23 protein-coding genes and 1 pseudogene are annotated in these 26193 nt (G+C 67.3%); 14 read left to right on the plus strand and 10 right to left on the minus strand.

The window, feature by feature from the left end; genetic code table 11:
- Positions 1–72: 72 nt before the first annotated feature.
- The 8 genes from OG226_RS41605 to OG226_RS41640 all read left to right on the plus strand — a co-directional run bounded on the left by OG226_RS41605 (position 73) and on the right by OG226_RS41640 (position 7828).
- On the plus strand, positions 73–1191 hold the full coding sequence (locus OG226_RS41605) for an LLM class flavin-dependent oxidoreductase (RefSeq protein WP_329351951.1): 1119 nt from the start codon (positions 73–75) through the stop codon (positions 1189–1191).
- Positions 1188–2171 carry an alpha/beta hydrolase gene (locus OG226_RS41610; protein WP_329351952.1) on the plus strand — a complete coding sequence of 328 codons (984 nt, stop codon included), beginning with the start codon at positions 1188–1190 and terminating at the stop codon, positions 2169–2171. The genes OG226_RS41605 and OG226_RS41610 overlap by 4 nt, the downstream gene beginning before the upstream one ends.
- Before the next feature lie 385 nt (positions 2172–2556).
- Entirely contained in the window at positions 2557–3078 is a 522-nt protein-coding gene (locus tag OG226_RS41615; protein ID WP_329351953.1) for a flavin reductase family protein, read from the plus strand.
- 16 nt (positions 3079–3094) lie between these two features.
- A complete protein-coding gene (locus OG226_RS41620; RefSeq protein ID WP_329351954.1) occupies positions 3095–3877 on the plus strand; it encodes an IclR family transcriptional regulator in 783 nt (260 codons plus the stop codon).
- Between the two features lie 376 nt (positions 3878–4253).
- Positions 4254–5411 (plus strand): hypothetical protein, encoded by a 1158-nt coding sequence (locus tag OG226_RS41625; protein ID WP_329351955.1) that lies wholly within the window; start codon positions 4254–4256, stop codon positions 5409–5411.
- 188 nt (positions 5412–5599) lie between these two features.
- Positions 5600–6301 (plus strand): hypothetical protein, encoded by a 702-nt coding sequence (locus tag OG226_RS41630; protein WP_329351956.1) that lies wholly within the window; start codon positions 5600–5602, stop codon positions 6299–6301.
- A gap of 145 nt (positions 6302–6446) precedes the next feature.
- Positions 6447–7628: a cytochrome P450 gene (locus OG226_RS41635; protein WP_329351957.1), complete on the plus strand. Its 1182-nt coding sequence runs from the start codon at positions 6447–6449 to the stop codon at positions 7626–7628.
- Positions 7629–7633: 5 nt separating this feature from the next.
- Positions 7634–7828 (plus strand): ferredoxin, encoded by a 195-nt coding sequence (locus OG226_RS41640; protein ID WP_329351958.1) that lies wholly within the window; start codon positions 7634–7636, stop codon positions 7826–7828.
- A gap of 87 nt (positions 7829–7915) precedes the next feature.
- On the opposite strand, the gene OG226_RS41645 is transcribed toward OG226_RS41640, so the two are convergent.
- The 5 genes and pseudogenes from OG226_RS41645 to OG226_RS41665 all read right to left on the minus strand — a co-directional run bounded on the left by OG226_RS41645 (position 7916) and on the right by OG226_RS41665 (position 13058).
- Positions 7916–8131, minus strand: coding sequence for a hypothetical protein (locus OG226_RS41645; RefSeq protein ID WP_329351959.1), 216 nt, complete (start codon positions 8129–8131; stop codon positions 7916–7918).
- A 3-nt stretch (positions 8132–8134) separates the two neighbouring features.
- Positions 8135–8785: pseudogene (locus tag OG226_RS41650) on the minus strand (ISAs1 family transposase); the annotation flags it as partial.
- A gap of 298 nt (positions 8786–9083) precedes the next feature.
- Entirely contained in the window at positions 9084–9998 is a 915-nt protein-coding gene (locus OG226_RS41655) for a PDR/VanB family oxidoreductase (protein ID WP_329351960.1), read from the minus strand.
- Positions 9999–10299: 301 nt separating this feature from the next.
- Entirely contained in the window at positions 10300–11379 is a 1080-nt protein-coding gene (locus OG226_RS41660) for an MFS transporter (protein ID WP_329351961.1), read from the minus strand.
- 239 nt (positions 11380–11618) lie between these two features.
- A complete protein-coding gene (locus OG226_RS41665) occupies positions 11619–13058 on the minus strand; it encodes a carotenoid oxygenase family protein (protein ID WP_329351962.1) in 1440 nt (479 codons plus the stop codon).
- A 249-nt stretch (positions 13059–13307) separates the two neighbouring features.
- Between OG226_RS41665 and OG226_RS41670 the strand changes: the two genes are divergently transcribed.
- Genes OG226_RS41670 through OG226_RS41695 form a run of 6 tightly spaced genes read left to right on the plus strand, consistent with a single transcriptional unit; the run spans position 13308 to position 20286 of the window.
- Positions 13308–14537: an aromatic ring-hydroxylating oxygenase subunit alpha gene (locus OG226_RS41670; protein WP_329351963.1), complete on the plus strand. Its 1230-nt coding sequence runs from the start codon at positions 13308–13310 to the stop codon at positions 14535–14537.
- Positions 14537–14872 (plus strand): hypothetical protein, encoded by a 336-nt coding sequence (locus OG226_RS41675; protein WP_329351964.1) that lies wholly within the window; start codon positions 14537–14539, stop codon positions 14870–14872. Before OG226_RS41670 ends, OG226_RS41675 begins: the two co-directional genes overlap by 1 nt.
- 42 nt (positions 14873–14914) lie before the next feature.
- The gene (locus OG226_RS41680; RefSeq protein ID WP_329351965.1) at positions 14915–16279 is read left to right on the plus strand and encodes a Rieske 2Fe-2S domain-containing protein; all 1365 of its coding nucleotides are present in this window, start codon (positions 14915–14917) and stop codon (positions 16277–16279) included.
- Entirely contained in the window at positions 16276–17511 is a 1236-nt protein-coding gene (locus tag OG226_RS41685) for a M24 family metallopeptidase (protein ID WP_329351966.1), read from the plus strand. The genes OG226_RS41680 and OG226_RS41685 overlap by 4 nt, the downstream gene beginning before the upstream one ends.
- 19 nt (positions 17512–17530) lie before the next feature.
- The gene (locus tag OG226_RS41690) at positions 17531–18874 is read left to right on the plus strand and encodes an MFS transporter (RefSeq protein WP_329351967.1); all 1344 of its coding nucleotides are present in this window, start codon (positions 17531–17533) and stop codon (positions 18872–18874) included.
- A 17-nt stretch (positions 18875–18891) separates the two neighbouring features.
- Entirely contained in the window at positions 18892–20286 is a 1395-nt protein-coding gene (locus OG226_RS41695; RefSeq protein ID WP_329353667.1) for an aldehyde dehydrogenase family protein, read from the plus strand.
- Between the two features lie 223 nt (positions 20287–20509).
- On the opposite strand, the gene OG226_RS41700 is transcribed toward OG226_RS41695, so the two are convergent.
- The 5 genes from OG226_RS41700 to OG226_RS41720 are packed head-to-tail and all read right to left on the minus strand — an operon-like array spanning position 20510 to position 26084.
- Positions 20510–21337, minus strand: a complete 828-nt coding sequence (locus OG226_RS41700; protein ID WP_329351968.1) for an SDR family NAD(P)-dependent oxidoreductase — start codon at positions 21335–21337, stop codon at positions 20510–20512.
- Positions 21334–22323: a branched-chain amino acid ABC transporter permease gene (locus OG226_RS41705; RefSeq protein WP_329351969.1), complete on the minus strand. Its 990-nt coding sequence runs from the start codon at positions 22321–22323 to the stop codon at positions 21334–21336. Before OG226_RS41705 ends, OG226_RS41700 begins: the two co-directional genes overlap by 4 nt.
- An 11-nt stretch (positions 22324–22334) precedes the next feature.
- Entirely contained in the window at positions 22335–23198 is an 864-nt protein-coding gene (locus tag OG226_RS41710) for a branched-chain amino acid ABC transporter permease (protein ID WP_329351970.1), read from the minus strand.
- Positions 23199–23229: 31 nt separating this feature from the next.
- On the minus strand, positions 23230–24429 hold the full coding sequence (locus OG226_RS41715; RefSeq protein ID WP_329351971.1) for an ABC transporter substrate-binding protein: 1200 nt from the start codon (positions 24427–24429) through the stop codon (positions 23230–23232).
- The gene (locus OG226_RS41720) at positions 24426–26084 is read right to left on the minus strand and encodes an ATP-binding cassette domain-containing protein (RefSeq protein ID WP_329351972.1); all 1659 of its coding nucleotides are present in this window, start codon (positions 26082–26084) and stop codon (positions 24426–24428) included. Before OG226_RS41720 ends, OG226_RS41715 begins: the two co-directional genes overlap by 4 nt.
- Between the last annotated feature and the right edge of the window lie 109 nt (positions 26085–26193).

The raw sequence follows: 26193 nt of genomic DNA on the forward strand, positions 1-26193 counted from the left end.
TCTGCTCATTTTGAGCTTTCAGATCCCGTGAACGTCAACCAATTTCCTGGAGGAATCACTATGCACGTCGGAATGGCCACAGGAGTTCAGCATTACGGTCTGGATTGCGAGGAGGCCGACTTCTCGGACAAGCAGTTCGTACGCGAGGAGCTTGAGCGGTGGGTGCTCGCGGAGGAGTTGGGCCTGGACTCAGTGTGGATCACTGAGCACCACTTCACCCGCCACTCCCTCGCGCCGGACCCCCTGATGTACCTGTCCTACCTCGCCGGCCGCACCCGGCGGATCCGGCTCGGCACCCAGGTGCTCGTCCTGCCCTGGCACGATCCGGTCCGGGTGGCCGAGCAGATCATTCTGCTCGACCACGTGTCCAACGGTCGCGCGATCATCGGATTCGGGCGGGGCATGGCGCCGCGGGAGTACCGGGGGCTGCGGATCGACCAGGCAACGTCGCGAGAGCGCTACGACGAGATGCTGGAGCTCGTCGTGCAGGGACTGCGGACGGGTGTTATGGAGGGCGGTGAGCTCTTCCAACAGCCGCGGGTGGAGCTGCGCCCCCGGCCGAGCCACTCCTTCGAAGGCCGGTTGTTCGGGGCCTTCGGCTCACCCAGTTCTCAGCAGCAGGCGGGCAAACTGGGTATGGGACAGCTGGTGACCAGCACGCTTCCGTTCCCGCTGCCCCCAGGCGGTTTTCCGAAGGACGCCTACCTGGAAGCATGGCGGGAATCGCAGGGCCCCGACAGCCAGCCTCCGGCACCTTTCGCATCGAGCGTCGTCGTCGTCGACGAGAGCGCGGACCGCGCGCAGGAGATCGCCCGCCAGTACGGCGGCAACTCGCTCCGCGTCGGCATCTGGCACTACGAGCAGCGCGGCCGTCCCGCCTTTGGGCCCATGCCGCCGATGGAGACCGATGAGGACGTCGAGCGGGCGGTGGACGGCTTCGTCTCGCAGATCATCGCGGGCACACCGGACCAGGTGCTGAAGCGTCTGGAGGAGGTGCGGGACCAGAACCAGCCGCAGGGGCTGTTCCCGCAGCTGTTCTTCGGCGGGATGCCCAACGACGAGTCGGTGCGCAACATGCGGTGTTTCGCCGAGCACTGCGTGCCGGAGATCAAGAGCTGGCCCGCGCCCAGCAGCATCGACGTGGACGCCACGGAATCCTCGGCGGTCGCCGGCGGCGAGGGGTCCCGGTGACGACGCCCGGACCGGACCAGGAGAACGGGCTCGACGTGACGTTGTTCCGAGCGGATGCGATCACGCCCGAGACGGCTAAGTTCAACCAGGAGTTCCGGGAGCTGCTGAAGGATGTGCCCGGTCCTGGGGCGGGCGGTGGTCCTCCGATGCCTCCCGTGGAGCCTTCGGAGCGTGCGCGCGTCATCCGGATCACGGGACAGGGTGGTCACGAACTGGCTCTGCGGGTGATCGCTCCCGACCGGCCCAAGGGCGTCTACCTGCACTTCCACGGCGGGGGTTTCGTCGGGGGCAGCGCGGCGCAGTCGGACCAACTGCTGGAGCGGATCGCGCGGAACACCGACCTCGCCTGCATCGACGTGGACTACCGGCTGGCACCCGCGCACCCTCACCCTGCGGCATGGGACGACGCCGAATCCGCGGCGTTGTGGCTCATCGATAACGCCCGGTCGGAGTTCGGCACCGACGCGCTCGCGATCGGCGGCGAGTCGGCGGGTGCGACTCTCGCGGCCTCCGTCCTGGTCCGGCTGCGTGAGCGGCGCGGGTCCACCGGGTTCCAGGCGGCGAATCTGGTCTTCGGGAACTATGACCTCTCGATGACCCCGAGCCAGACGCTGCTGGGCGTCGACGCGATACCGGTTTCCACCGACATCATCCAGGCGTGTACCGGTGCGGTCGCGCCCCGGAGCGAACAACGCCAGGATCCGGATCTGTCGCCCCTGTTCGCGGATCTGCGGGATCTCCCGGCGGCGTTGTTCACAGTGGGCACCCTGGATCCGTTCCTGGACGACTCGTTGTTCATGCATGTCCGCTGGCTCGCAGCCGGCAGCCCGGCCGAGCTGGCCGTCTATCCCGGCGGCACGCATGCCTTCACGGGCTTCCCCATCCCGCTCGCGGATCAGGCGAACGATCGCATCGACGGCTTTCTCCGCCGGGTCGGGCGAGGATCAGCCGAGCCCCCCAGGGGAGTGCGTTCCCGGTGAAGAAGTCCCTGTCGACGAGCCCGGGGCAGCCGCTGGCGAGCGCCATCGCCTGCCTGCCCGGCGGAACAGCCCCCACGCTCATCGCGGTGAGCGTGGGCCTGATCCCTGTCGGGCCTGCCGGACCGAACTCGCCCGGGCATGAGGCAGGGCCCGACGACAGGGGCTCGACGTCTTCCCCGTTCGGGCGTGGGCATCGGCCGTGGCGAAAGGGCGTCAGCAGCCGCAGTCCCTCGGCCCGGATCCTGACGCACGGACTGCCCTCGTGCTCGGTCCCAGTCCGGCGTCTTCCCAGGAGTCCGTGCGGCGGAGGCGCTCGCCGCGCGGACGCAGGTCCCGCCATGCAGGTCGATACCGAGTTTGAACACGCTCACCCGGAGGCGATGTGATGACGACCCCTTCCGCGACGAGCCCTTCCGATCTCGACTCCCTGTCGCGGACGTTCCGCGACGTCATGGCCGGAGTCGCCTCACCGGTGACGGTCGTGACGGGAATCCAGGGGGGAGTGCCGCACGGCACGACGGTCAGCGCGTTCATGTCCCTGTCAGTGGCTCCCCCGATGGTGCTCGTCTCCCTGGACCGGACGAGCGAACTGCTCAGCATCGTGCGCCTGTCCGGCCGCATCGGCGTCAACGTGCTGGGTTCGACGCACTCCGACGTCGCCCTGCGCTTCGCCCGCAAGGGCGGAGCCGCCAAGTTCGCGGACACGCGATGGACGCTTGACCACGCACTGCCGCGGCTGCCGACCGCGCTCGGCTGGCTGGCATGTGAGGTCGAGTCGATGGTCGAGGGCGGGGACCACGTGGTGCTGCTGGGCAAGGTGCTGCACGCCGACCACTGCGACGGCGCGCCCTTGACCTACTACGCGCGGAGGTTCGGCACCCACAGAGCTTTGGACGACGACGCCTGATCGGAGCGGAACCGGAGTGAACTCCGCGCAGATGACCCTTAGGGCCGTTCAGCTCGTCGCGCAACGTGGTGGTGTCGCGGTCACCGAACTGGCGAGCGAGCTTCAGGTGGCCCGGTCGACCGCACACCGCGTCCTGGCCAACTGCGTGGCCACCGGCTACGTGCGCCAGGAGCACTCCGGCGGTCGCTACGTCGCAGGCCCCGCACTGTACGAGGTGCCTCTGCGGATGTCCTCGGCCGTGGCCATCCACGATGTGGTCGCGCCGATCCTGACCGAGCTGCGCACCGAGCTGGACCTCACCACCAGTATCGGGGTTCTCGAAGGTCGTTCGGTGCGGTTCGCGTCGTTCGAAGGACACGGCGTCCAGCCGCTCGGCTCGCGGCTGGGCCAGGTGCGCCCGGCGCACTCCGTCGCCGGCGGCAAGGCGATGCTCGCGTTCTGTTCTTCGGACGAGTTGGCCCGCCGCTATCCCGGGCGGGACCTCACTCCGGTCACCGAACGCACGATCACCGAGTGGGACGAGTTCCTGCATGAGTTGCGCATGGTGCGAACACGCGGGTGGGCCACGTCTGTCGGCGAGAGCGAGCCCGTGGTCAACTCGGTGGGCGTGCCGATCATGACGGCGAGCGGTGACTCGGTCGCAGCCATCAGCGTCGCCGCCTACGCCCCTCGTCTGGGCACGGACTCAGAGGTCCTGCAGGTAGTGCGCCCACTCGTCGGCGCGGCCTCCCGCCTGCAATGGCTGCTGTACAGCAGCCGACTCCCGGCGCCGCAGTTGCCGCACGACGGATCCGTCTGATTCCGCAGCGGTCCTGGCGGTCGGGGGACCGGGTAGTCCGTCGTTTCGTCCACGTTCTGGTTCCGTCACCGGCGGGTGTCACGCCAGGCGGCACACCCGTGCTCGCGGTCGTTCGCCCACGGAGTTCCACATAGAGGAACGCGGTTGCGGTTGCCTTGCTGAGCACGCGGGGTCCGAGTGTGATCGACCCATACCGCGCGGCCGGCGGAACGGATCAGTGGGAGCGGACACGCAAGGTGTGTGGTCCCCCTGCCATCGAGATGTAAGCACGAGGAGAACGATGACGACTAACACAGATGTCAAGATCGCGCCGCCGGAGCCGGACCTGCTACCGGAGGACCTCATCCGCCGGGCCCGCGAACTGCGGCCGTACCTCTTGGAGGAGCAGGCGGCGACCGAGGAGCGCGGGACCTATTCCCAGGAAACCCACGAGCTGTTCCGCGAGGCGGGCTTCTATCGCACTTTCCTGCCCCGCCGTTTCGGTGGCTATGAGTTCGGCCTTCCCACGTTCGTCCGCACGATCATGGAGATCGCTCGCGGATGCCCGAGCAGCGCCTGGTGCCTTGCACTGGCGTCCGGGCACGCGCTGCAACTGGGGAGTTGGTTCTCCGAGTCGGCGCAGATCGAGGCGCTCTCCCCGAACGGCGACTTCGGCGCGCCGTTGCGCGGTATTCCGCACGGCACCGCGGAACGGGTGGACGACGGGTGGCGTATCGAGGGAACCTGGGACTACTGTTCCGGATCGTCGTACGCGTCGCATGCGATGCTCATGGTGCGCATGGTGGACGGCTCCGACGGTCTACCGCAGATCAAGCTCGCGCTCGTACCCCGCGCTGACTGGACGTCCCTCGGCGACTGGCGGGGCCGCGCCTTCGGCATGGGCGGCAGCGGATCGGACAGCATCCGGGTCGACGGGGCCGTGATACCTGATCATTTCGTTGTCGATGCCCAGATCGCGTTCACCTCCGAGGTCGAAACCCTCGGATACCAGTTGCACGGCAATCCGTTGTACACCGCGAAGGCGTTCGTGGTGTGGCCCCTGGAGATCACGGCGGTGCTGGTCGGCACCGCACGTGCCGCGCTCGACGAGCACGAGCGCCTCCTGCGCACCAAGATGGCGTTCGCCACGCCGTTGCCCGGCTCCCCGCCCGGACCTCCCGCGCCCCTCCACACCGATCAGGACCAGCAGCGCTGGTTCGGCCTGGCCAGTGGCCGGGTCGCCGCGGCCGAAAGCCTCTTGGTGGCTCTGAGCGAGCAGGTGATGCGAGATTGCCAAGAGGTGACGGACGGAGTCAAGAAATACACCTTTGCGGAGGGGATCGAGTTCGGCCTGGCCCGGCAGCAGGCCCTCAACCTGGGCTGGGAAGCGGTGGATCTGCTGTACCAGGCATCGAGCACCAGCGAGGGCGGGCGTAAAGGCTCACGCATGAACCGCTACTACCGCGACTACTCGATAACCCGCACGAACCTCCTCGTCAATGAAGACAAAATGGCCGCGATGTACTCCCAGCAGTACTTCGCGGCGAACCCGTAAGCGGCTGAGGGAAAGCACCCCGCAGGCATGACGGCCGGAGAAAAGCCGGATCGATCCGCCAAACCGTTGTGGATCTTTCGCAACGTCTGGTGCACCCCTCATCGAGACCCTCGACGTCGGGGCGGCGACATGTGCTTGCTGAATTCTTCCATCAGAGATCCGACCCCCGCAACGAAGGTGTTGTGACTATGACCGATCGCACCACACGCGACCAACTGGAGCGCAACAAGCAGGCCGCCGGTGAATTCCACCGGGAGCTGGAGCCGGAGTTCATCCTGGCCGAGGACGACCTGGTGACGACCTGTTACTACGTGCCCCAACCGGAGCCGGAGAACCTGGCGGCCAGTTACGACTGCTACGCCTTCGACACGTACCGGTTCCAGGACGGGCAGGTCGTGGAGCACTGGTCCAGCGACAACAAGATTGCCCCCCTGACATGGCAGCGAGCGAGGCCGAAGGCGCACCAACTGATCGACCCGGGCCCGCCGGTGAGCAAGGAACAAATAGAGGCCAACAAGCGCCTCGTCATTGATTCCTACCGATACGTCTTCGACGCCGAGAACCCGGCGGCGATCAAGGACTTCTTCGCCGAGGACTACCAGCATCACTACCCGCAGTTCCCGCCCGGGCGCACCGGATTCGACATGTTCGTGAACATGCTGTTCCCCGACGGGCCCCGTCCGGTACAGCCGGAACTGCTCCGGCCACCCACGATCCTGATGGCCGAAGGAGACATGCTCATCTACGTGGCCGACCGGCCTCAACCGGAGCTGGACGATCCGACCAGCAAATTCACCTTCCTCATCTACAACGCCTTCAAAATCCGGGATGGCATGCTCGCCGAACACTGGAGCGGAGTGAACATGGCCGCCCCACCCAACCTGGACTGACAGCCCCAGGCAGGAGGACCTGGCGCGGCGCCCCGTGGCGCCGGGCCAGGTCACGATCGCCGGCCCCCCGACACGGGATAGAGCCGGCGCGACAACCCCGGGTTGTCGTCGCCCGGCCACCATCCCTGCGGATCGGAGTGGAACCATGAGCACCACGCCAGTCATGCCCGTCGTCCGGAAGTGCCCCTACGTACCGCCGGAGGAACACGTCCGGCTGCGCGAGGAGGAACCCGTCGCCCACGTCACGTTCCGCAACGGCATGACGGGGTGGGTACTCACCCGGTACGAGGACATCCGTAGGATGCTGACCGACCCCCGCTTCAGCTCTGACCTGCGCAAACCGAACTTCCCCCTGCTGCAGCCCGGTGGGCCGCCTCCGGGCGACTTCAGGCCCTCGCTGATCGCCATGGACCCGCCTGAGCACGGGGAGGCCCGCAGGGCGGTGCTCGGTGAGTTCACCGTCAAGCGGCTGGCCGCGCTGCGCCCGCGCATCCAGGAGATCGTCGACCGGTACATCGACGCGATGCTGGCCGGTCCGCGCCCGGTCGACCTCGTGGAGGCGCTGGCGCTACCCGTGCCGTCCCTAGTCATCTGCGAGCTGCTCGGCGTGTCCTACGACGACCGGGACTTCTTCCAGTCCAGGGCCACCACGATTCTGCACACCGCCACCCCTCTCGACGAAAGGATGAACGCCAACATCGAACTCTTCACCTTCCTGGACGAGTTGATCACCAGGAAGGAACAGGAGCCGGGCGATGACCTGCTGACCAGGCAGCTCGAAAAGACCACGAACCGCGGGGAGTTGATCGCGCTGGCCGCCCTGCTACTCGTCGCCGGGCACGAGACCACCGCGAACATGATCTCCTTGGGCACGATGACCCTGCTTGAGCACCCCGACGCGTTGGCTGCGATCCGCGAGGAGCCGGCCAGGACGCCCGGCGCGATCGAGGAACTGCTGCGGTACTTCACCATCGCCGAGTCCGCAGCCGCCCGCCTGGCGACGGAGGACATCGAGATCGGCGGCGTGACCATCCGGGCAGGAGATGGCGTCGTGGCGTTGTCCAACACCGGCAACCACGATCCGGCCCGCTTCGACAAGCCCGACGAGTTCGACATCGAGCGCGAGGACGCCCGGCACCACATCGCCTTCGGATACGGCGCACACCAGTGCCTCGGGCAGAACCTGGCCCGACTGGAACTGCAGATCGTCTTCGGCACGCTCTTGCGGCGGATCCCCGCCCTGCGCCTGGCCACCCCGTTCGACGAACTGCGGTTCAAGGACACGGCCGGCGTCTATGGCCTCCACGAGCTGCCGGTCACCTGGTAGGGGAGATGACGCGGATAATCGCCGATCTCGATCGCTGCGTCGGGACCGGGCAGTGTGTCATGACGGCCCCGGAGGTGTTCGACCAGAGCGATGACGACGGAACCGTCATGGTGCTCGAAGGCCACCTCGCCGACCCGGCGAAACTCCTCGCGGCAGCGAGCCTGTGCCCGGGACAAGCGCTCTCGGGGATAGAGGACTGAAGCCGACCGCACCGCAAGCGAACTTCACGCCTGGCCAACGGGCGTTCAGGGCGATTGCAAAGTCTGATGGCCTTGGGGCGACGCTGGTCAGCTGAGTCCGAGGAGGGTCAGCGGCCGCTCGAAGGGGCGGAGGGACATCTCGCGGAGTCCGGCTGCGATATTGGTGTGGCCAGCAGTGCGGAGTTGGTTGATCGCAAAGCTGCGGAGGGTGGCCATGTTCTCCGGTCCGTGTCCGGTGCGGACCTTGGAGGCGTCTTCGCGGAAGGCGGTGTCCCGCACGAAATGGAGCCGGTTTTCAATCACCCACTATGACCTCACGGCCTTCGCGATCTGTTCGGGGGAGCCCTGTCGGCTGGTCAGGTCGGTGATGACGTAGACGGTCTCGCGGATGCGTCTGCCGGTCCTGGCCGAGGTGCGGTGCCGCACGATCTTCGCGGCCTGGGCGGCGTGCGGGAAGTCGACGCCGAGGTCGGTGACGGTCAAGGCCTGCACCACGCGGGTCTCCAGGCGTCCGTGGCCGGTGGAGCGGTCGTAGAACTTCGCTGTCGCCTCACCCCAGGGCAGGGCCCGAAGCTGGTCGTACAGGCCCTTCTGGTTCTTCTTCACGGTGAACGCGTAGTGCGCCTTCTTGGCCTGGACGAGGAAGCGGGCGTGGTCACGCTGTGTGTGGAGAGCGTCGACGGTCACCGTCACCCCGGTCAGGTCGTAAGGCTCCAGCAGGGCGGCGAAGCAGGTGATTTCATTTGTTTTATCCGGTACCCGCAACTGGGTGACGGTCTGGCCGGTGCTGGTCATCGCAGACAGTAGATGGGCTGCCGGAGTCGCGCCACGGCACGACATGGACGGAGTCTTGATCGACTGGTGCGCACCGCTTTGCGCGGCTGGAGAGACCCCGGACGGCGTACCGACCGGAATGGACTGTCCGCCGGCGTAGATACCGAAGGGGCATGGTTCGAGAGTGTCAACGGTCATTGAGATGCCCAGGTGGGTGGCCGTTGGATGAGCCAATTCCGGTGGCCATCAGCCTGGACTCAACTGGCCGCACACCTGGACTTTGCCACGGCCGCCGTCAGAGGGCGCGTTCAATGCAGGGGGCGTACAGCATCCCGATCGGTAGCGGTGGCTGTCTCCAGCGACTCCACTAGGCACCCAACTCGCCGATCCGCGCCTACCTGGGGAAACACCATGTCAAGGCGGTCATCTTCGAGAAGGGGGGCAGCCGGTATGGGGTGATCGACCTGTACCGGACCCACTTCTAGAGGTCGAGGGTCAGCCGCGGGGTCCGTGACCGGGAGACGCAGACCATCAGGGTCTCACCGGTGGCCCGCTCCTGTGGTGTCAAGATGCTGTCGCGGTGGTCGGCATCGCCGGCGAGAAGGCGGGTTTCGCAGGTGCCGCAGATGCCCTCGGTACAGGAGTACGGAACTTCCACGCCCGCTGCCAGCAGAGCCGTCAGGATCGACTCGTCCGCAGAGACGGGCAAGATCCTGCGGGAGTGGGCGAGTTCGATCTCGAAGGCGTTGTCGGCGCCCGTGTTCGTCACGCACGGAGTGAAGCGCTCGATGCGCAACGACTCCGCGGGGACGAGGGACTCGACCGCCTCAAGCAGTGCAGAGGGGCCACAGGCGTAGACGAGTTCGCCCGGGCGCAGGTCCGTGAGGTGGCCCCGCAGATCGAGGATGCCCTCGTGGAGGAGAACGCGACCAGCGGGATGACGGGACGCCAGCTCCTCTGTGAAGGCCATGGTGTCTCGGGAACGCCCGCCGTAGAGCAGTGTCCACGGTGCTGGGGAGGCGGCGTCGAGCATGGGGAGAATCGGTGTGATGCCGATGCCGCCGGCTATGAAGCGGTAGGCGGGCGCGACGTCCAGAGGGAAGTGGTTGCGGGGGCCACGGGCCTGTACCCGTGTTCCGGGCTGGAGGACCCTGTGAACGAATTCGGATCCGCCCCGCCCCGCAGGCTCGCGCAGTACAGCGATGCGCCATGAATGTGTGTCGCCGCCGCACAGGGAGTACTGGCGTTCCAGACCGGCTGTGAGCCCGAGGTCGATGTGGGCACCAGGTTCCCAGGCGGGAAGTGGAGAGCCGTCGTAGGCACGCAGGACCAGGGATACGACGCCGAGCGCTTCCTGGCGGCGATCGGCGACGACGAGGTCGAGCATGTCGGTCATGGAACGAATCCTTTGGTGGACGTCGGCGGTCGAGCGCCGGATCATCAGTGCGGTCGTGGGATGACAGGAGGGCTGAGAGAAGGCCCGGTTTTGCCCACCTGGCTGGAGTCACAACCGGTTGGAGAATGAACTCTCACAGGAAGCCGTTCGCTCGGTCATGGCACGGTGGACTGTGGGCTATTGGGCGAAACTCCCTTAGCTGATTCCCCTGGTCACGGACACCGGTGCGCAGGGAAGCTGCCGTCTGGCCATCCGGGTACATCTGGACTGATCGCCCGAGTGGGGCGCCGAGATCTCACCGTCACCCTTCGGAGCCAGGGCGCAGCGGCTGTGGCACCGGTGCGATGTGACCGTCTGCCTGGGCTTTGGGGCGGGGAAGGGCTTCGAACACGCCTGGCGCCACACTGAGCGCAAGTGCCCGGCAGTAGCCGTCGACGATCCACACACCGATCAGCATCAGGACGAAAGCGGTGTTGTCGCCGGGGGCGACGAGGTTCAGTACCGTGATCAAGATCGTGATGAAGGTAGGCGGGTAGATCAGGACGAATGCGGCGGTGGCCCGAACGGTCCCCGAGAGGGAAGTAGGTGTCTCGGTCCGGTGGATCGCGAGGCCTGCCGCGGCGAAGATCGCTATGAACGCGCCTGCGTTCAGTACTGCGTTGAAGCGCAGGTCAGTGGATGTGAGTCCGGTAAGGCCTGACCAGGCAATCAGGTTCGCTCCGATCAGGCCGATGCCCGTCCACATGGCCATGCGCGGGATCGGATTGAGGTGCCCCGCCTCATGACCAGCCAATCCGGACATGCCGGTGCCGCTTGGCAGCAGCCACAGGGACAGGGCAAGGGCGATGATCCCCACGCCCGCCCCCACGGCCGTCAGGAGACGCCAAGCGCCCTCGACCGGCAGTCTGGTCACGATGGACTGGGCGATGATCGCCGCGGCCGGCATTCCGAACAGCACGGTTCCGAGCGCGCGCTTGGATCTGGTGGTGGCGTCCTTGGCGAAGCTCAGGATCAGGGGCATGGCGACGCCCATGCCGATCCCCGCGAGCATCCTGAGAAACCCCAGTTGCCAAGGGATGACGGCGACCGCGCAGGCCCCGGACCAGAGCGTGAGCCACAGGACAGCAGCGAGCGTCGCATTCCTGCGCCCGAGGCGCCGAGCCAGCGGCCCAGCGGCGGCGGCCCCTGCTGGCATTCCCAGGTAGACCATGCTCCCGATCAGACCCGCATCGCTGGGTGACAGGTGCCAGCCGGGCTCGGCGAGCAGGGATTTAAGGAAGTTGGGGAAGACGACGAGCTGGAAACTCTGTGCGGCCACGAGGACCACTCCGAGCAGAGCCAAACTGCGGCCTACCGGGGGTGTGACGGTGCCGGACGACATTGTCGGGCCTCCAAGCGGAGAAGGGGAGAGGGACGACCGGCAAGGGAACGGAACCAGGACCTGGTGAAGATCTCTCGCGGTCCGGAGGCGTATTTGCCGTGTACCGAGAAGGCACGCAGGACCACAACGTCGGTGGGCCAGGTGTCTGCGAGGAAGCTGCTTGGGGGGAACCGAACGGGGACATCCGTGGGCCGACGGGGGCGCTTCGTCACCGCGTCGGCCCACTCACTCGCCGGGTCTCAGACGGCGTCGAGGGCGGCGTCGAGTTCGGCGGCATCGGACCAACTGCCGTGGAATCCCAGGGGGACACGATGGTTCAGCTTGATGCGGGCGACAGGGGACGCTGTGAAGTCCTGCGCCTCCTGAACGACGACCTCGCTGCGGTCGGTGGCCGGGTCCCACCAGATCGACAGCAACCAGCCGTCGTCCTCGGCCGTGGCACCGGGGCGGGGCACGAACTGGGGTTCGCTGGGCGACGTCAGTGAACCGTCAAGTGTCTGAATCCACGTGTCGCCGGTGAGGTAGTCGTGCTTGGCCAAGCCATCGGTGAACCAGTCGCCGGCTCCTCGTGTGGTGGCGTAGTAGCCGTACCGGTGGGAGAGGCCGGTCCGCTGATCATTGATCTGCGGGAACTCGCCGAGGATATCGGTGACTTGACTGTCTTTCATCGTCCCGGTCGCGAGGTCGAGCTCCCAGCGCCAGGGGGTGGCGACCATCTTCTTGAACCACCAGTTCCAGTCTCCGCCCGGGGGCGGTGACTCCAGCTCCTTCCAGGTGGGGCCGAAACGGTCGACGCGGTGCCCGTCGATGACGATCCTGGTGCCGTCCTGGTAGGCATTGAGGAAGTGGGTCGGGGCGTAAGCGTCGGGGGCCTCGAACCAGTGGACCTTGCCGGTCCTGCGATGCAGGGCGGCCCATCGGCAGGTCTCCAGCGTCTCCGGTTCCCAGACAGACGACGGTCGGCCCTGGAGCATGCTCTCGATACGGACCATCGTCGGGTTGACCAGGAAGATCGCGTAGTCGGTGGTGACGACGTAGTCATGAGTGAACGTGGGGACGCCCAGATCGACCGAGTGACGGTCCACGACCTTCCCGTGGCGGTCGGCCCGATACCACGTGACCGCACCGTCGATGTTGCTGAAGAAGAGCAGATCCCCGTTGGCCGGATCGACCTTGAAGTGAGCGGTCGTGGGACCGGCGATCGCGCCGCAGAAGTCGTAGCGCTGATTGACCGTCTCCAGCGTGTCCGGCCGCAACTCGTGCGGCACGTCCCCCTCGCAGAAGGCCAGCAGGCGGTTGTCGTAGAGGGCCACGTGCGTGTTGGCGGGGTTCTTCGGGAACGTGTCGGCGGGCAGCGGGGTGTCCCTGCCGTTCATGAAACCGCCGAAGATCGCCCGGCCCTGCTGCTTCTCCAACTGCAGGCCGGCGGTCTCCACGTAGCGGTTGCGATAGGTCGCCCGGCCGTCGCGCAGGAAGACGGCGTGGACCATGCCGTCCCCCTCGAACCAGTGATACCGGCTCGGGTCCTCCGGGCGATAGAACTGGCTGGGGCCGATGCGGTACATCGCACCGTGCAACTCGTCCGGGAGTCGGCCCTCGATCTCCAGATCGAAGGCTTCGCCCTGCTCACGCCAGGGAGCGTAAGGCCCGTCGAGAAACATGTTCACGGGGTTCGGCATGGACACCCCTCCTTACCGTTAACGATCGATGTCCTGAATATCGGGAGCGTATTCTATAAGTCGGGACTGTATGTCGACCGTATAGCCGCAACTTGGGGAGGTCAAGCTGGGTGCAGGTCGAAGACTTGAGAGGTGTGAGGTTGGCTCGGTGAAGTGTGGGTGCGATTGGGGAGCACCCCTTGTCAGGCGCTGGTTTTTGGGCCTACGGTCCCTAATAACAGGACTACCGTCCTAACTTATGGAGACCTTATGGCTGATGCACCTGTCCGTCTCGCTTCCGCGGCCCCCGGCGGGCCTCCGCCGCCCAATCCGTTCGCGGGCCTGCGGGATGTCGTGTCCGTCAAGGACAAACTGACGGCGGAGTACCACGACGCCGTCGTCGAGAAGGTCTTCCGCCCGTCGTGGTACCTCGTCGGAAACGTCAACGACCTTCCAAAGCAGGGCAGTTACTTCGTCCTGGACGTGCCCACCTTCAACATCTCGGTACTCGTCCAGCGTGGCCGGGACGGGGAGGTGCGCGCGTTCCACAACGTGTGCCGACACCGCGGAAAGAAGGTGATCCCCACGGCCTGCGGATTCGCTGAGGGGACCTCACCGGCGCACACGTGCTGGTTCCACGGCTGGTCGTACACCGGCGAGGGAACCCTGCGTTCAGTCCCGGACGAGCAGCAGTTCCGCTCCGTCGACAAATCCCGCCTCGGCCTGGTGCCGATTCACACCGAGGTCCGGTACGGGCTGATCTACGCCAACTTCAGCGAACAACCCGAGCCGCTCGACGACTGGCTGGGGGAACTCGCCGAGGGCTTCGACGGCTACTACAGCGAGATGGAGAAAATCAGCTGCTTCTCCATCGACGTCCGGGCCAACTGGAACATCGCCATGGACTCGTTCTCGGAGGGCTACCACACCGTCTTCCTGCACCGCCGCACCCAGCCGAAACTGGCCGGCGCGAACAACCCGCTGCGGCACAAGCCCGTGATCGACATGTACGACCGCCACATCCGCACCAGCACCCCGGCCAACCCCGACTACGTCAGCCCGCCCGTTGAGGACGCCCTGTACAACCTCGGGCGCAAGCTCACCCCGGCGGTCGAGACCGACTTCTCCATGCTGCCGCCGGCGGTGAACCGCACCGGCCACCGCCCGTGGTTCTTCGACATCGTGTGGCAGTTCCCCAACGTGGCCGTTCTCAACGGCTCGCACTGGTACAGCACCGTCACGGTCTGGCCGATCGACCGCAACCACTCCCGCCTGGTCTTCGACAGCTACGCCCGCAAGGCCCGGCACGCCGGCGACCGCCTGGCCCAGGCGTACACGCGGGCCCTGCAGTACACGGTGGCCAGGGAGGACCTGGCCGCCATGGAGGACGTGCAGCGCGGCCTGGAGTCGGGTGCCATCGGCGAGATCTACCTCTCCCTGCAGGAGTTCGCACTCCAGCACCGCTATGGGCTCGTCGACGAGCTGATCGGAGCCAAGTGATGGAACTTCCCGAGGAATTCGCCGACCTGGAACGCTTCCTGGGCCGGTGGCGCCTGCGCGACTCACAGGAGCGGATGGCGGCGATGGCCGCCGCCGACATCGATGAGCTGCGCGAGCTGTGCGCCGCCGTCCTTCCGCGCATCGAGGCCGTCGTCAGCCATCTGAACGCCTTTCCCCTCGACAACATGCCGCCGCGGGAGCAGGCCCTCTACGAGCTGGCCCTGACCTTCGCCGAGGTCACCCATCCGGTCGACCTCGGCTGGGCCACACCCGAGGTCAGCGACCTGTTCCCGAACGACCGGATGAACCTGGTCGGGCCTGCCCTCGCCTGGTGAGCAGGGCGAACCCATCGATCCCGCACAGAGACGGACCGCTTCATGAGCACTGACACCTTCGCCAAGCTGACTCAGGTCGGCCCCGGCACTCCGACCGGAGAGTTCTTCCGCCAGTTCTGGATGCCGATCGCCAGGTCCAAGGAGTTCGAGGCCGAGGGCGCCCCTATCCGCCTGATGGCCTTGGGGGAACGACTGGTCGGCTTCCGCGACAGCGACGGCCGGATGGGCATCTTCGACCACCGCTGCCCGCACCGCTGCGCGTCGCTGTTCTTCGGCCGCAACGAGGAAGGCGGCCTGCGCTGCTCCTACCACGGCTGGAAGTTCGACGTGGAAGGCCGTTGCACCGACGTCCCGAGCATCGCCGGGGGAGGCGTCCCCACCCGGGCACGGGCCAAGGCCTACTCGGTGCGGGAGCGCAACGGCATCGTCTGGATCTACATGGGTTCGCGTGAGACCCCGCCGCCGCTGCCCGAGGTCGGCGTGGTCGCCGACGAGGACGAGTTGGAGATCCAGATGTGGCTGCGCGAGTGCAACTGGCTGCAGGGAATGGAGGGTGACATCGACGCGGCTCACCTCGCCTTCCTCCACCACGGCGGCCACGAGCCCGAGGAGGTCGGCGAGCACTTCATCATGAAGTGGCTCACCAGCGGCAGGGCCGTCGAGACCAACGTCGTCAACACCGTCGCGGGCACCATGGAGGGCCACCGCAGGCCGGACAGCTTCGCTCCCGACTACCGGCATTACACCCAGCAGTTGCTGCCGTCCTGGACCGTCCCCGGCCAGAGCTCCTTCGACGCGGAAGAGCCCGTCGTGCGGTTCTGGCTGCCGATGGACGACACCCACTCCATGATCTTCCAGCTCAGCCGACCACGGGCGCTGGTGGACGGCAAGTCGATCTTTCTGGCCCCCCTGGAGAAGCTGCCGGGCGTTGTGGTCCGGATGGCCGACCTGCTCCAGCCCGCCACCGACGACTGGTACGGCAGGGGGCGGCTCACCCCGGCCGAGGAGAACGACTACTTCCTCGACCGGGACGCCCAGGCGAAGGGCAACTACTCCGGAGTCCAGGGCATCCAGATCCAGGACAAGATGATCACCGAGAGCATGGGACCGGTCGTGGACCGGAGCTTCGAGCACCTGTCCGTGTCGGATCTGATGATCAGCCGAACCCGGCGCCGCCTCCTCAAGGCCGTCGAAGTGTACGAGGCGACCGGAGAGCTGCCGGCCCACCTGGACGACCCCGCGATCACCCGCGGCACCATGGCAGGGGGCGGTCACGTCCCCGAGGGCACCGACTGGCTGCAGTACTACCGGGACGTGGCCGAGGCAGCGGGCGCCGATCCCAGGATCCTGGAGAGCGACCTCGCCGAGGCTGTCGGCGGAAAGTCCGCCGAGGGGGCAGGCGCATGACCGCGAAGAACTATCCCGTCCTCCCCTTCACCGCCCGGGACCTGCGATGGCAGCGCACTCGTGCCTTCATGCGGGACAAGGACCTCGAGTGTCTGCTCGTCTTCGGCCTCAAGGGGCGTGAACGGTACGAGGGTTACCTCGCCAACGAGGTCCTCGACGGCGTGATCGTGTTCTTCGCCGACCGTGACCCCATCCACCTCACCTGGACGCACCATCGCTACACCCGACGCCTGGCCGCGAACATGCGGGACGTGCGCTTCTGGATCGACGACGTACGCGTCGGTCCGTTCGGCCGCGGGGTCGTCCAGGCACTCACCGAATACGGAAAGACATCTAGCCGTGTCGGCGTGGTCGGCCTGACCGGAAGCTCGGCGGGGGAGATGGAGGGCCTCATCACCCACATGATGTGGGACCACGTCCTGAAGAACCTGCCCGAGGCCGAATTCGCGGACGTCTCCCTCGACTTCGCCCAGACGATGCTGCCCAAGACGCCGCAGGAGCTGGAGCTGGTCCGCCACTCCGCCCGGGCGGCCGAGGAAGCGTGCCAGACCATGCTGGAGATCACCCGGCCGGGGATCCGCGAGGCCGAGATCTACGCGGCGGTCGTGGAGGTGCTGCATCGCAACTCGTGCGTCACCACTTACCCGCACGTCATCATGAGCGTCGGCGCCGACGACCCCGGTTGGGCACCGCCCTACTGGACCTACGCCGGCGGCCCCTCCCGGGTGGTGCAGCCCGGCGACCTGGTGCAGGCCGAGATCATGTCCTGCTACGGCGGATTCGAGACACAGGTCCAGATGGCCGTCGCCATCGAGCCTGTGCCGAAGGTGCTGCATACGCTCCACGACGTCGCTCGCGACTGCTACGACGCCGGCCTTCAGGCTCTGCGCCCGGGAGCCGGCTTCCTCGACCTGGCCAAGGCCATGAGCGAGCCGCTCCTCAAGGCCGGCCACTACAACATGACACCCCTGGTGCACAGTCTCGCTCCCGCGGCCTTCGCGGGGCACATCGCCCTGAACGCCGAGCAGATCCCCGGCCAGGACGCCCGTCGTGTCTTCCGTACCGTCGAGCCGATCAGAGACCTGGAACTCGTCCCCGGCATGGCCTTCGCCTTCGAGCCCAACGCCTGTACCGGACAGCACCGCGTCAACATCGGCGGCACCGTCGTCGTCGGCGAGAGCGGACCCGACGAACTCAACGTCATCCCCTGTCACATGCACACAGTGTCCTGACGTACTAGGAGCGGTTCCGATGTCGCAACTGCCCGAAATCTCCAGACCCAGCGGCCCGTCAACGCCCTCCGAGAGCGAGTCGGTCACCCACCCCAAGGAGGCGCGGCGGGTCGCAATGGCCTGTGCGGTCGGCACCACCATCGAGTTCTATGACTTCGGCCTGTACGGGCTGCTCAGCGGCACGGTCTTCGGCCCCCTGTTCTTCCCCTCCGGCAACGCCATAGCCAGTCAGCTCGGCGCCCTCGCCACCTTCGCCGTCGGCTTTGTCGCACGTCCCGTGGGCGGTGTCGTCGCGGGCCACTTCGGCGACCGCTTCGGCCGCAAGCGCACGCTCGTCGTCACCTTTGTGGTGATGGGCACGGCCACGACTCTGATGGGGGTCCTACCCACCACTGACAGGATCGGCGTACTCGCACCGATCGCGCTGGTGCTGCTGCGCCTGATACAAGGCATGGCGGCAGGCGCCGAGTGGGGCGGTGCCCTACTCATGGCAGTCGAACACGCCCCCTCCCACAAGCGGGGACTGTACGGAAGCGCCCCGGTGCTCGGCACGCTGATGGGAGCCGTCCTGGGGCAGAGCGTCGTCCTCGCCTGCTTCGAGATCTCGCCGAGCGGGTTCACCAGCTGGGGCTGGCGCGCGGCCTTCGGGGCCAGTCTCGTCCTGGTCGTGGTGGGCGTCGTCATCAGGACCCGGCTGGCCGAAAGCCCCCTCTTCGAGGCCGCCGTGCGCCGCGACCCGCCGCGGGTTCCCCTCGCCGCCCTGCTGCGCGACCACACCTCCGCGGTCGGCAGGGGCATCGCCCTGTTCTCCGCGCCCGCAGTGCTCGCCTACATGATGACCACATACGCGCTCAGCTACGGGACCACCGAGCTCCACTACGACTTGGACACCCTGCTGATCGCGTTCCTGTCGATCACACCCGTGTCCCTGGCGGGCCTGTACGCGGCCTCGGTGCTTGGCGACCGTTGGGGCAGACGACGGACCGTGATCGTCGCCGGATGCCTGCAGATCGTCGTGGCCCTGTCCTTCTTCCCGCTGTTCGAAGACGGCTCCGTGGCGCTCGTCGTCCTGGCCCTCGGCCTGGCGAGCGTCGCGAACTTCACCCTGGCCGGACCGGCCGCCACCGTGCTGGCCGAGCAGTTCCCGGCCCAGGTGCGCTACACCGGCGTGGGCCTCAGCTACGGCATCGCCTACGTCATCGGCGGCCTGGGACCCGTCGCCGCGACCTCGCTGTACGCCGCGACCGGAACCACCACCTGGACCGGGGCCGCCATGGCCGTACTCGCAGCCCTCGCCATCGCCGCCATGCTCCTCACGCCAAGGACGGCGCCGGCCACCACCGCCCTCCAGGAGACACCGTGACCCAGTACATCCACCCGATGACCGTGAACGGCAAGGAAGTCCACACCAGCGACACTTTCGGAGTGGACAACCCCGCCACCGGCCGGGTCTTCGCCCAGGCGCCCGACTGCTCACCGGACCAACTGGACGACGCGCTGCAGGCGGCCTCCGACGCCCTCCCGCTTTGGCGTGACGACATCGCTGCTCGCCGCAGCGCGCTCCTCGCCGCCGCCGCACGGATAGAGGAGAGCACCGAGGAACTCGCCACCCTGCTGACCCTGGAGCAGGGCAAACCTCTGCCGGATGCCCGTTTCGAGGTCGGGCTGACCGCGTTGAGTCTGCGCACCACGGCCCCCCTCGACCTGCCACGGGAGGTGATCCGGGACGACGACAAGGAGCGGATCGAGGTGGTGCATCAGCCCATGGGCGTGGTCGCCGCGATCACCCCGTGGAACTTCCCGTTGGCCCTCGCGGCCCTGAAAATCGGGCCGGCCCTGCTGGCCGGAAACACGGTGGTCCTCAAGCCTTCACCCTTCACGCCGCTGTCGTCCCTCGCACTCGGAATCGTCCTTCGCGACGTGCTCCCGCCGGGTGTGCTGAACGTCATCAGCGGCCGGGATCCGTTGGGCGCTCGGCTCGCCGAACACTCCGTACCCCGCAAGGTGTCGTTCACGGGCTCCGTCGCCACCGGCAAGCGCGTGGCCGAGGCGACCGCGCCCGACCTCAAGCGCCTCACCCTGGAGCTGGGCGGGAACGATGCGGCCATCCTCCTCGACGACGTCGACCTCGATGTCCACGCCGACAGCCTGTTCTGGGGCGCCTTCGCCAACTGCGGGCAAATATGCGCGGCGATGAAACGCCTCTACGTCCCACGCTCCCGGTACACCGAGGTGGTCGACGCCCTGGCGGACCGGGCACGGTCGGTCCGAGTCGCCGACGGCATGCTTCCCGGCACCCAGCTGGGGCCACTCGCCACCGCGCCGCAGTTCGCACGTGTCCAGGAGCTGGTGGGTGAGGCGCTGGCCGGCGGCGCCACCGCGGCCGCCGGTGGCCGGCGCCTGGACGGTGACGGCTACTTCTTCGCGCCAACCATTCTGAGGGACGTCGAAGACGGCGTGCGCATCGTCGACGAGGAACAGTTCGGGCCCGTTCTACCGGTGATCCCCTACGACGACGTCGAGGAGGCGTTGGCCCGGGCCAACGGTACCCACTTCGGACTCGACGGATCGGTGTGGAGCGCGGATCCCGAACGGGCCGCGGCGCTGGCCGCCCGGTTGGAGTGCGGTACGTCCTGGGTCAACACGCACGCCGTGCCGACGCCGGGCGTGCCCCTCGGCGGGCACAAGTGGAGCGGGTTGGGCGTCGAGGGCGGACTGGCTGGTCTGTTGTCGTTCACGGAGACCAAGGTGCTGCACGTCATCCGCAGCAGGTGAGTCTCCGGATCGGCGGGTGTGGTTCGCGGCTGCCTTTGCCGTGACGGTCACATCGGGACGTCGGTGATCCTATGAATTCTCGGCGTTCTTGCCCGAATCCTTCTCGGCAGGCAAGGGACGTGTTGCCTGCCGAGCACCCCGGGCCGTTACCTTCGGCATCTCCAACGAGCGGTCTGCGGCCCCGGCGCCCTGCCGGGGCCGCAGACCGCTCCGGGCCTACTGTTCAGGGGTGCGTTCTCCCGCCGTCGCCCGACACGGGGGGCATCAGTCCCGTCAGGCTCAGGTCGGCGGCGGAGACGCCCGCGTCGGCCATCAACACCGCACCGGTCACGACAGACGAACGACGGCTGGCCAAGAAGGCGATGACCTCGGCCACCTCCTGCGGATCCGCCGGTCGGCGCAAGGGGGTGACTGATGCCGCACGCTCGTAGGCGCTGTCCCGGTCGAGGCCGGCCCGGCCGCCGATCGTATCCATCACCTGATCGAGCATCCCGGTACGGGTCTGCCCGGGACAGACCACATTGGCCCGGACTCCGACGGGGCCGAAGTCGACCGCCAGGGAGCGCGTCAGACCGATGAGAGCATGTTTCGCGGTGGTGTACGCGGCCGACCCGGGGACCGCGACAACTCCGGCCAGGGACGAGACGAGCACGATCGATCCGCGCGAGTCCATCAGTGCCGGCAGACAACGCCGGGTGGTGACGTACGCGGTGTCGAGATTGGCGCGCAGTGCCGCGTACCACTGCTCGGAGTCGTCCAGGACCGTCCCGAAGGTGCCCACGCCGGCACAGCACGCGACTGCTGTCAGCCGGCCCCATCGGTCGAGCGCAGTGTCCACCGCACGCCAGACGTCGTCCTCGTCCGCGGCATCGCCGACGACCGCGACCGCTCCTTCGAGGTCGTGCACCTTGGACAGTTGAGCTGTGTCGGGGCCGAGGGCCACGACAGACGCCCCCCGCGCAGACAGTAGCGCTACGGTGGCGAAGCCGATGCCTCCTCCTCCGCCGGTGACCAGGACGACGTCACCCTCGCATTCTCTCTGTTCCGTCACACCTGCTCCAGGGTTCGTACGTCGTTGTCGGTGTTCGAGAGGGCCGTCGGCCCCCTGCGGCGGGTGGTCAGCCGTCGAGCGCCTCGGCAGAGCAGGGGCCAGGCTCCCTGTGGCGCGAAACGCACGATCAGGATCAACAGGACTCCTTCGATGACGAGAGACAGCGTCTGCTGGTCCTGAAGGGCGCGGGTCAGTCCGTAGTAGACGATCCCCACCCCGACGACGGGCCCGAGGATCGTGCCGGCGCCGCCGACCACGGCCATGAGGACCGCGTTGAGGCTCCAGTTGACGCTCGCTACGCCGTCCGGCGAGATGACGACGAACTGGAAGGCGATCACCGCGCCTGCCAGGCCAGTGATCGCGCTGGTGGGCAACAGCGCGGCGAGGCGGTGCCGGTACACCGACACTCCGAGTCCTGCGGCGGCGGGCTCGTTGTCCCGGACGGCCGTGAGCCGCAGACCGAAGGCGCTGTGCCGGACGTACAGCGCGAGGGCCATGGCCAAGGCGGCGACGATGACCGAGATCTGGTAGAGGTTGCCCCCGCTGGGGACCCTTTCCACGGGCAGGGTGAGCCCGCTGGCGCCGCCGGCCCAGTTCCAGTTGCTGAGCAACGCCTGGACGGCGATGGAGATGGCCAGCGTGCCGACGGAGAAGTAGTCGCCGCGCAGCCGCAGCAGCGGCACCGCCAGCAGCAGAGCGAGGAGCGTGGCGCCGACGCCCGCGCCGATGAATGCCAACGGCCAGGCGAGACTCGTATGGAGCAGGATCAGGGCGGTGGTGTAGCCGCCGGTCGCGATGAACGCAGCGGCGCCGAGGGACACCTGGCCGCTGTAACCGGCGAGAACGTTCCACGCCTGGGCGATCGCCAGATAGGTGAGCAGAGTGACGCCGAGGTCCAGCTGTCCGAGGCCGAGAGTGGGAGCGAGGGCGAAGGCGGCGACCGTGAGCAGTGTGAGAACGGCCGCGGGCCACAGGCCCTTTGGCATCGACCGCGGCTTCATCCGGTGGCCGCCTTTCGGAACAGGCCCTGGGGGCGTACGGCGAGGACGAGGAAGAAAGCGAGGTAGACGACGACGTCACGCAGTCCGCCGCCGAAAAGGGCGACACTGACCGACTGCAAGACCCCGAGGGTCAGTCCGGCGAGGAAGACGCCGCCGACGCTGCCGATGCCCGCCATGGCCATCACAGCGAAACCGGTGAGCAAAAACGGCAGCCCACTGCTGGGCGTGAAGCTCTGGGCCACTCCGGTCAGTACCCCGCCGGCCGCGGCGAGTGCCGCGGCGCCGGCGAAGGTCGTCGCGTAGACCTTCGCCACGTTGATACCTAGGACGGCTGCGGTGGCGGGGTCCGCCGACGCCGCGCGGACCGCGCTGCCGGCGCGGGTGCGCGTGAGGACGAGATGGGTGACGGCGCACAGCAGGATCGTGAGACCGAAGGCGATCAGGTAGATCGTCTGGATACGCAGGCCGAGGAAGGACAGGCCAGAGGTGGCGTAGGAGGCGGGCAGGGTTTTCGGATGGGTGCCGAACGCTCCTTGGAACAGTGCCTGGGCGAGCAGCGACAATCCGAAGGTCGCCACGAGTGGCGCGTTTCTGCTCCCCTGGAGCAGCGGGGTGAGCAGGTACCGCTGGAGCGGATAGGCGATCAGGGCGACGCCCGCCATGGCGAGTGGCAGTGTCACCAGCGGGTCCCAGCCGGCCTTCAGGACCAGCAGGGAGGCGAGGTAGGCGCCGCCGATGACGAGTTCGCCGTGCGCCATGTTCATCAGGCCGAGTACGCCGAAGACCAGGGAGATGCCCAGTCCGATGAGGGCGTACAGGCCGCCGGCGAGGACCCCGGCGGCCAGGACGTCGAGACTCACGTGGTTCTCCGTTCGTTCGCGCTTTGACGGGTCAGTTGAGCCCGGACAGCGGAAGGAGATCCTTGGCGCCCTTGGCCGGCCAGACCTGCTGGATGGCTCCGTTCTTCCATTGGCCGATGAAGGTGGGCGTCACGCTCTTGTTGTCCACGAACTTCACCGAGCCGAGTGCGGACGTGGTGTCGCTGTTTGCCAGTGCCGTGTTGATGTCGGACGCCTTGGTGCTGCCCGCATCGGAGATAGCGTCGAGGAGGATGGTCGCCTCGTGCAGCCCGGCGGCGACCGAGCCCAGATCGGTGAGGTTGGTGTACTTCTTGCCGTACTTGCTGACGACGAGGTCGGTGTCGGGCAGGTTGGCGGTGTCGGACCAGTTGAGCTGCACGAGGGTGCCGTCGCCGAGAGAGCCGAGATCGCCCCAGCCGGGGGTCTGGGCGCACTGGAGGCCGATGGCGACCTTGGGTTTGTAGGCCAGGGCCTTCATCTGCTTCCACATGGCGAAGCAGTCCGACGGGGTCATGGAGGCGATCAGAACCTGGGCGTTGGCGGACTTTCCGGCCTGGATGACATTGGAGAAGTCGGTGGTGCCGGTCGGCACCGCCTTGGTGGCGCTGATGGTGAAGCCGGCCTTCTTCCCGGCGGCCCCCCACTGCTTGCCGGTGGAGGTGCCCTGTCCGTCGTTGTTGGTGACGATCAGCGTCTTCTTGTTCGTCTTCGTTCCCGCGGCGACCTGGTAGAAGCCCTTGGCTCCGTCGGCGAGCGACTGGAAGGAATCCCAGGCGTAGCCCTTGCCCTTGGGCAGCAAGTCCACCGGGAGGGCACCCATCACCAGAGGGGTCTTGAGCGCGTCGGCCTGGCCCTGCATGTCGATGTTCTGCTGGCAGCAGGAGCCCAGGAGTCCGACGGCGTGCTTGGTGAGCACGAGATTACGGACCTGCTGGACCATGGTGTTGGTGTCGCTGCGGTTGTCGAGCACTTTCAACTCGACCTTCCGCTTCTTGCCGTCCACTTCTATTCCGCCCTTGGCGTTGACCTGCTGGACGGCGAGTTGGTAGCCGTCGCGGATCTGAGTGAGGACGGTGTTGCCGGACAGCGAGATGCTGGTTCCGATGACTATGGGGCCGTCGTCGCTTGCCGCGTTGCCGCTGCTCGAGGCGTTGCCCGCACAGCCTGCGGTGAGGGCGAGCAATGCGCCCGTGGGGAGGGCGAGGCTGCGGAGCGCGATGGGTCTCCTCATGATGGGTCTCCTTCGGATGTGCTGAGGGAAGTGGAGGGGGTCGGGCGGTCGTCGGCCGTGCCGAAATAGGCTGCATCCAGGGCGTCGTCACCGAGCAGGCCAGCAGGATCGCCGCTGTACGAGATCAGCCCTCGGGACAGGACGACCGCGTGGTCGGAGATACCGAGCGCCCGTTTGACGTTCTGCTCGACCAGGACGATGGCGACGCCTTGCGCATTGATCTCGACGAGTGCGTGATACAACGCGTCGATGGCCACGGGCGCGAGGCCGAGGGAGATCTCGTCGCAGATCAGCACCTGGGGGTCCGCCATGAGGGCGCGCCCCACGGCGAGCATCTGTTGTTGTCCGCCCGACATGGTCCCGGCCTGTTGGGTGGCACGTTCGGCGAGTACTGGGAAGACGGCGTGGACGCGTTCCATACGTGTCCGTACGTCGTCCTTGGCCAGAGCCAGCGGGGCACCGAGCGCGAGGTTCTCGGCGACGGTGAGAGCGGTGAAGATCCGCCGGCCTTCCTGGCAGTAGGCGATGCCCAGCCGAGCCCGCTCGTGGGTGGGCATCCGGGTGATGTCCTTCCCGAACGCGTGCAGGGATCCTGACCTGGAGGGGACGGTGCCCATGACCGTGGCGCAGAGCGTCGATTTACCGGCTCCGTTGGCACCCAGGACACTCACGATCTGCCCGGGAGCGACACGCAGTGAGAAGTCCCGCAGGGCAACCATGTCGCCGTAGCCCGCGCTGACACCGTCCAGCGTCAGTACGGGTTCCGTGGGTGCGGTCGTGGTCGCGTCCGTTGCCGGAGCCCGGGCGGGCGGCGCTGCGGACCGGTCTCCGTCGCCGAGGTAGACGGCCCGTACTTCCTGGTTGGCAGCGATCTCGGCCGGCGTGCCTTCGGCGATCGACCTGCCCCAGTTCAGTACCAGGACGCGATCGACTAGTTCCCGTACGACCCGCTCGATGTGTTCGACCAGGAGCACGGTGATCCCCCGGTCGTGGATCTGGCGGATGAGGTCGATCGCCTCGTCCAGCTCACGGCCGACCAGCCCGGCCGCGACCTCGTCGAGCATCAGCACCTGAGGCCGGGTGGCCAGGGCCCGCGCTACCTCCAGCCGTTTCAGGTCGAGGACACGGAGGGAGTCGGCCGGGCGGGACGCCTTGGTGTCCAGTTGACACAGGGCGAGAATTTCCTCCAGTTCGGCCCGGTGCATCTGGGGCCGCCCCGCCATGGCTCCGACGCGTACGTTGTCCCTGATGGTGAGGCCGTGAAAGGGCCGCGGAACTTGATGGGCCAGGGCGACGCCGAGCCGGGTGATGCGGTGCGGCGGCATCCGGGCCAGCTCGTGCTCACCGAGCCGGACCACTCCCGCACTGGGGCGGTGCACGCCGGAGATCAGTTTGAGCAGGGTGCTCTTGCCGGCGCCGTTGGGGCCGATGACAGCGACCGCTTCGCCCGGGGCTACGGCGAGGTCGACGTCCTGCAGCGCTGTGACACCGCCGAAACGCTTGCCGAGCCCGCGGACTTCGAGAGCGGCGCCTGGTGACGCGTTCGGCCAGTCTGCGGAAGCGGTGGACCGATGAGATCCGGCCACTGATCGTGGGCCCGTACCGGCATTGCCGTCCCGTTGGTGGGTCGTCGCCCCAGCATTCAGTCTGTTCACGCTGTGACTCCTCATGGCCGCGTCGGGAATGTCCTGTGATGTCACGCGGCGAGTAGTTGACCGTAACTGGCGCAAAGCGTACGGTCCCCTATGTTGAAACACTAGTCCT

The sequence above is a fragment of the Streptomyces sp. NBC_01261 genome (genome assembly GCF_036226385.1).
Taxonomy (GTDB): domain Bacteria; phylum Actinomycetota; class Actinomycetes; order Streptomycetales; family Streptomycetaceae; genus Streptomyces.

Coding starts and splice junctions, on each gene's coding strand:
- OG226_RS41605 (WP_329351951.1), top strand. CDS start 73: ATGGCCACAGGAGTTCAGCATTACGGTCTGGATTGCGAGGAGGCCGAC.
- OG226_RS41615 (WP_329351953.1), top strand. CDS start 2,557: ATGACGACCCCTTCCGCGACGAGCCCTTCCGATCTCGACTCCCTGTCG.
- OG226_RS41630 (WP_329351956.1), top strand. CDS start 5,600: ATGACCGATCGCACCACACGCGACCAACTGGAGCGCAACAAGCAGGCC.
- OG226_RS41635 (WP_329351957.1), top strand. CDS start 6,447: ATGAGCACCACGCCAGTCATGCCCGTCGTCCGGAAGTGCCCCTACGTA.
- OG226_RS41640 (WP_329351958.1), top strand. CDS start 7,634: ATGACGCGGATAATCGCCGATCTCGATCGCTGCGTCGGGACCGGGCAG.
- OG226_RS41655 (WP_329351960.1), bottom strand. CDS start 9,998: ATGACCGACATGCTCGACCTCGTCGTCGCCGATCGCCGCCAGGAAGCG.
- OG226_RS41660 (WP_329351961.1), bottom strand. CDS start 11,379: ATGTCGTCCGGCACCGTCACACCCCCGGTAGGCCGCAGTTTGGCTCTG.
- OG226_RS41665 (WP_329351962.1), bottom strand. CDS start 13,058: ATGCCGAACCCCGTGAACATGTTTCTCGACGGGCCTTACGCTCCCTGG.
- OG226_RS41670 (WP_329351963.1), top strand. CDS start 13,308: ATGGCTGATGCACCTGTCCGTCTCGCTTCCGCGGCCCCCGGCGGGCCT.
- OG226_RS41675 (WP_329351964.1), top strand. CDS start 14,537: ATGGAACTTCCCGAGGAATTCGCCGACCTGGAACGCTTCCTGGGCCGG.
- OG226_RS41680 (WP_329351965.1), top strand. CDS start 14,915: ATGAGCACTGACACCTTCGCCAAGCTGACTCAGGTCGGCCCCGGCACT.
- OG226_RS41685 (WP_329351966.1), top strand. CDS start 16,276: ATGACCGCGAAGAACTATCCCGTCCTCCCCTTCACCGCCCGGGACCTG.
- OG226_RS41690 (WP_329351967.1), top strand. CDS start 17,531: ATGTCGCAACTGCCCGAAATCTCCAGACCCAGCGGCCCGTCAACGCCC.
- OG226_RS41695 (WP_329353667.1), top strand. CDS start 18,892: ATGACCGTGAACGGCAAGGAAGTCCACACCAGCGACACTTTCGGAGTG.
- OG226_RS41705 (WP_329351969.1), bottom strand. CDS start 22,323: ATGCCAAAGGGCCTGTGGCCCGCGGCCGTTCTCACACTGCTCACGGTC.
- OG226_RS41715 (WP_329351971.1), bottom strand. CDS start 24,429: ATGAGGAGACCCATCGCGCTCCGCAGCCTCGCCCTCCCCACGGGCGCA.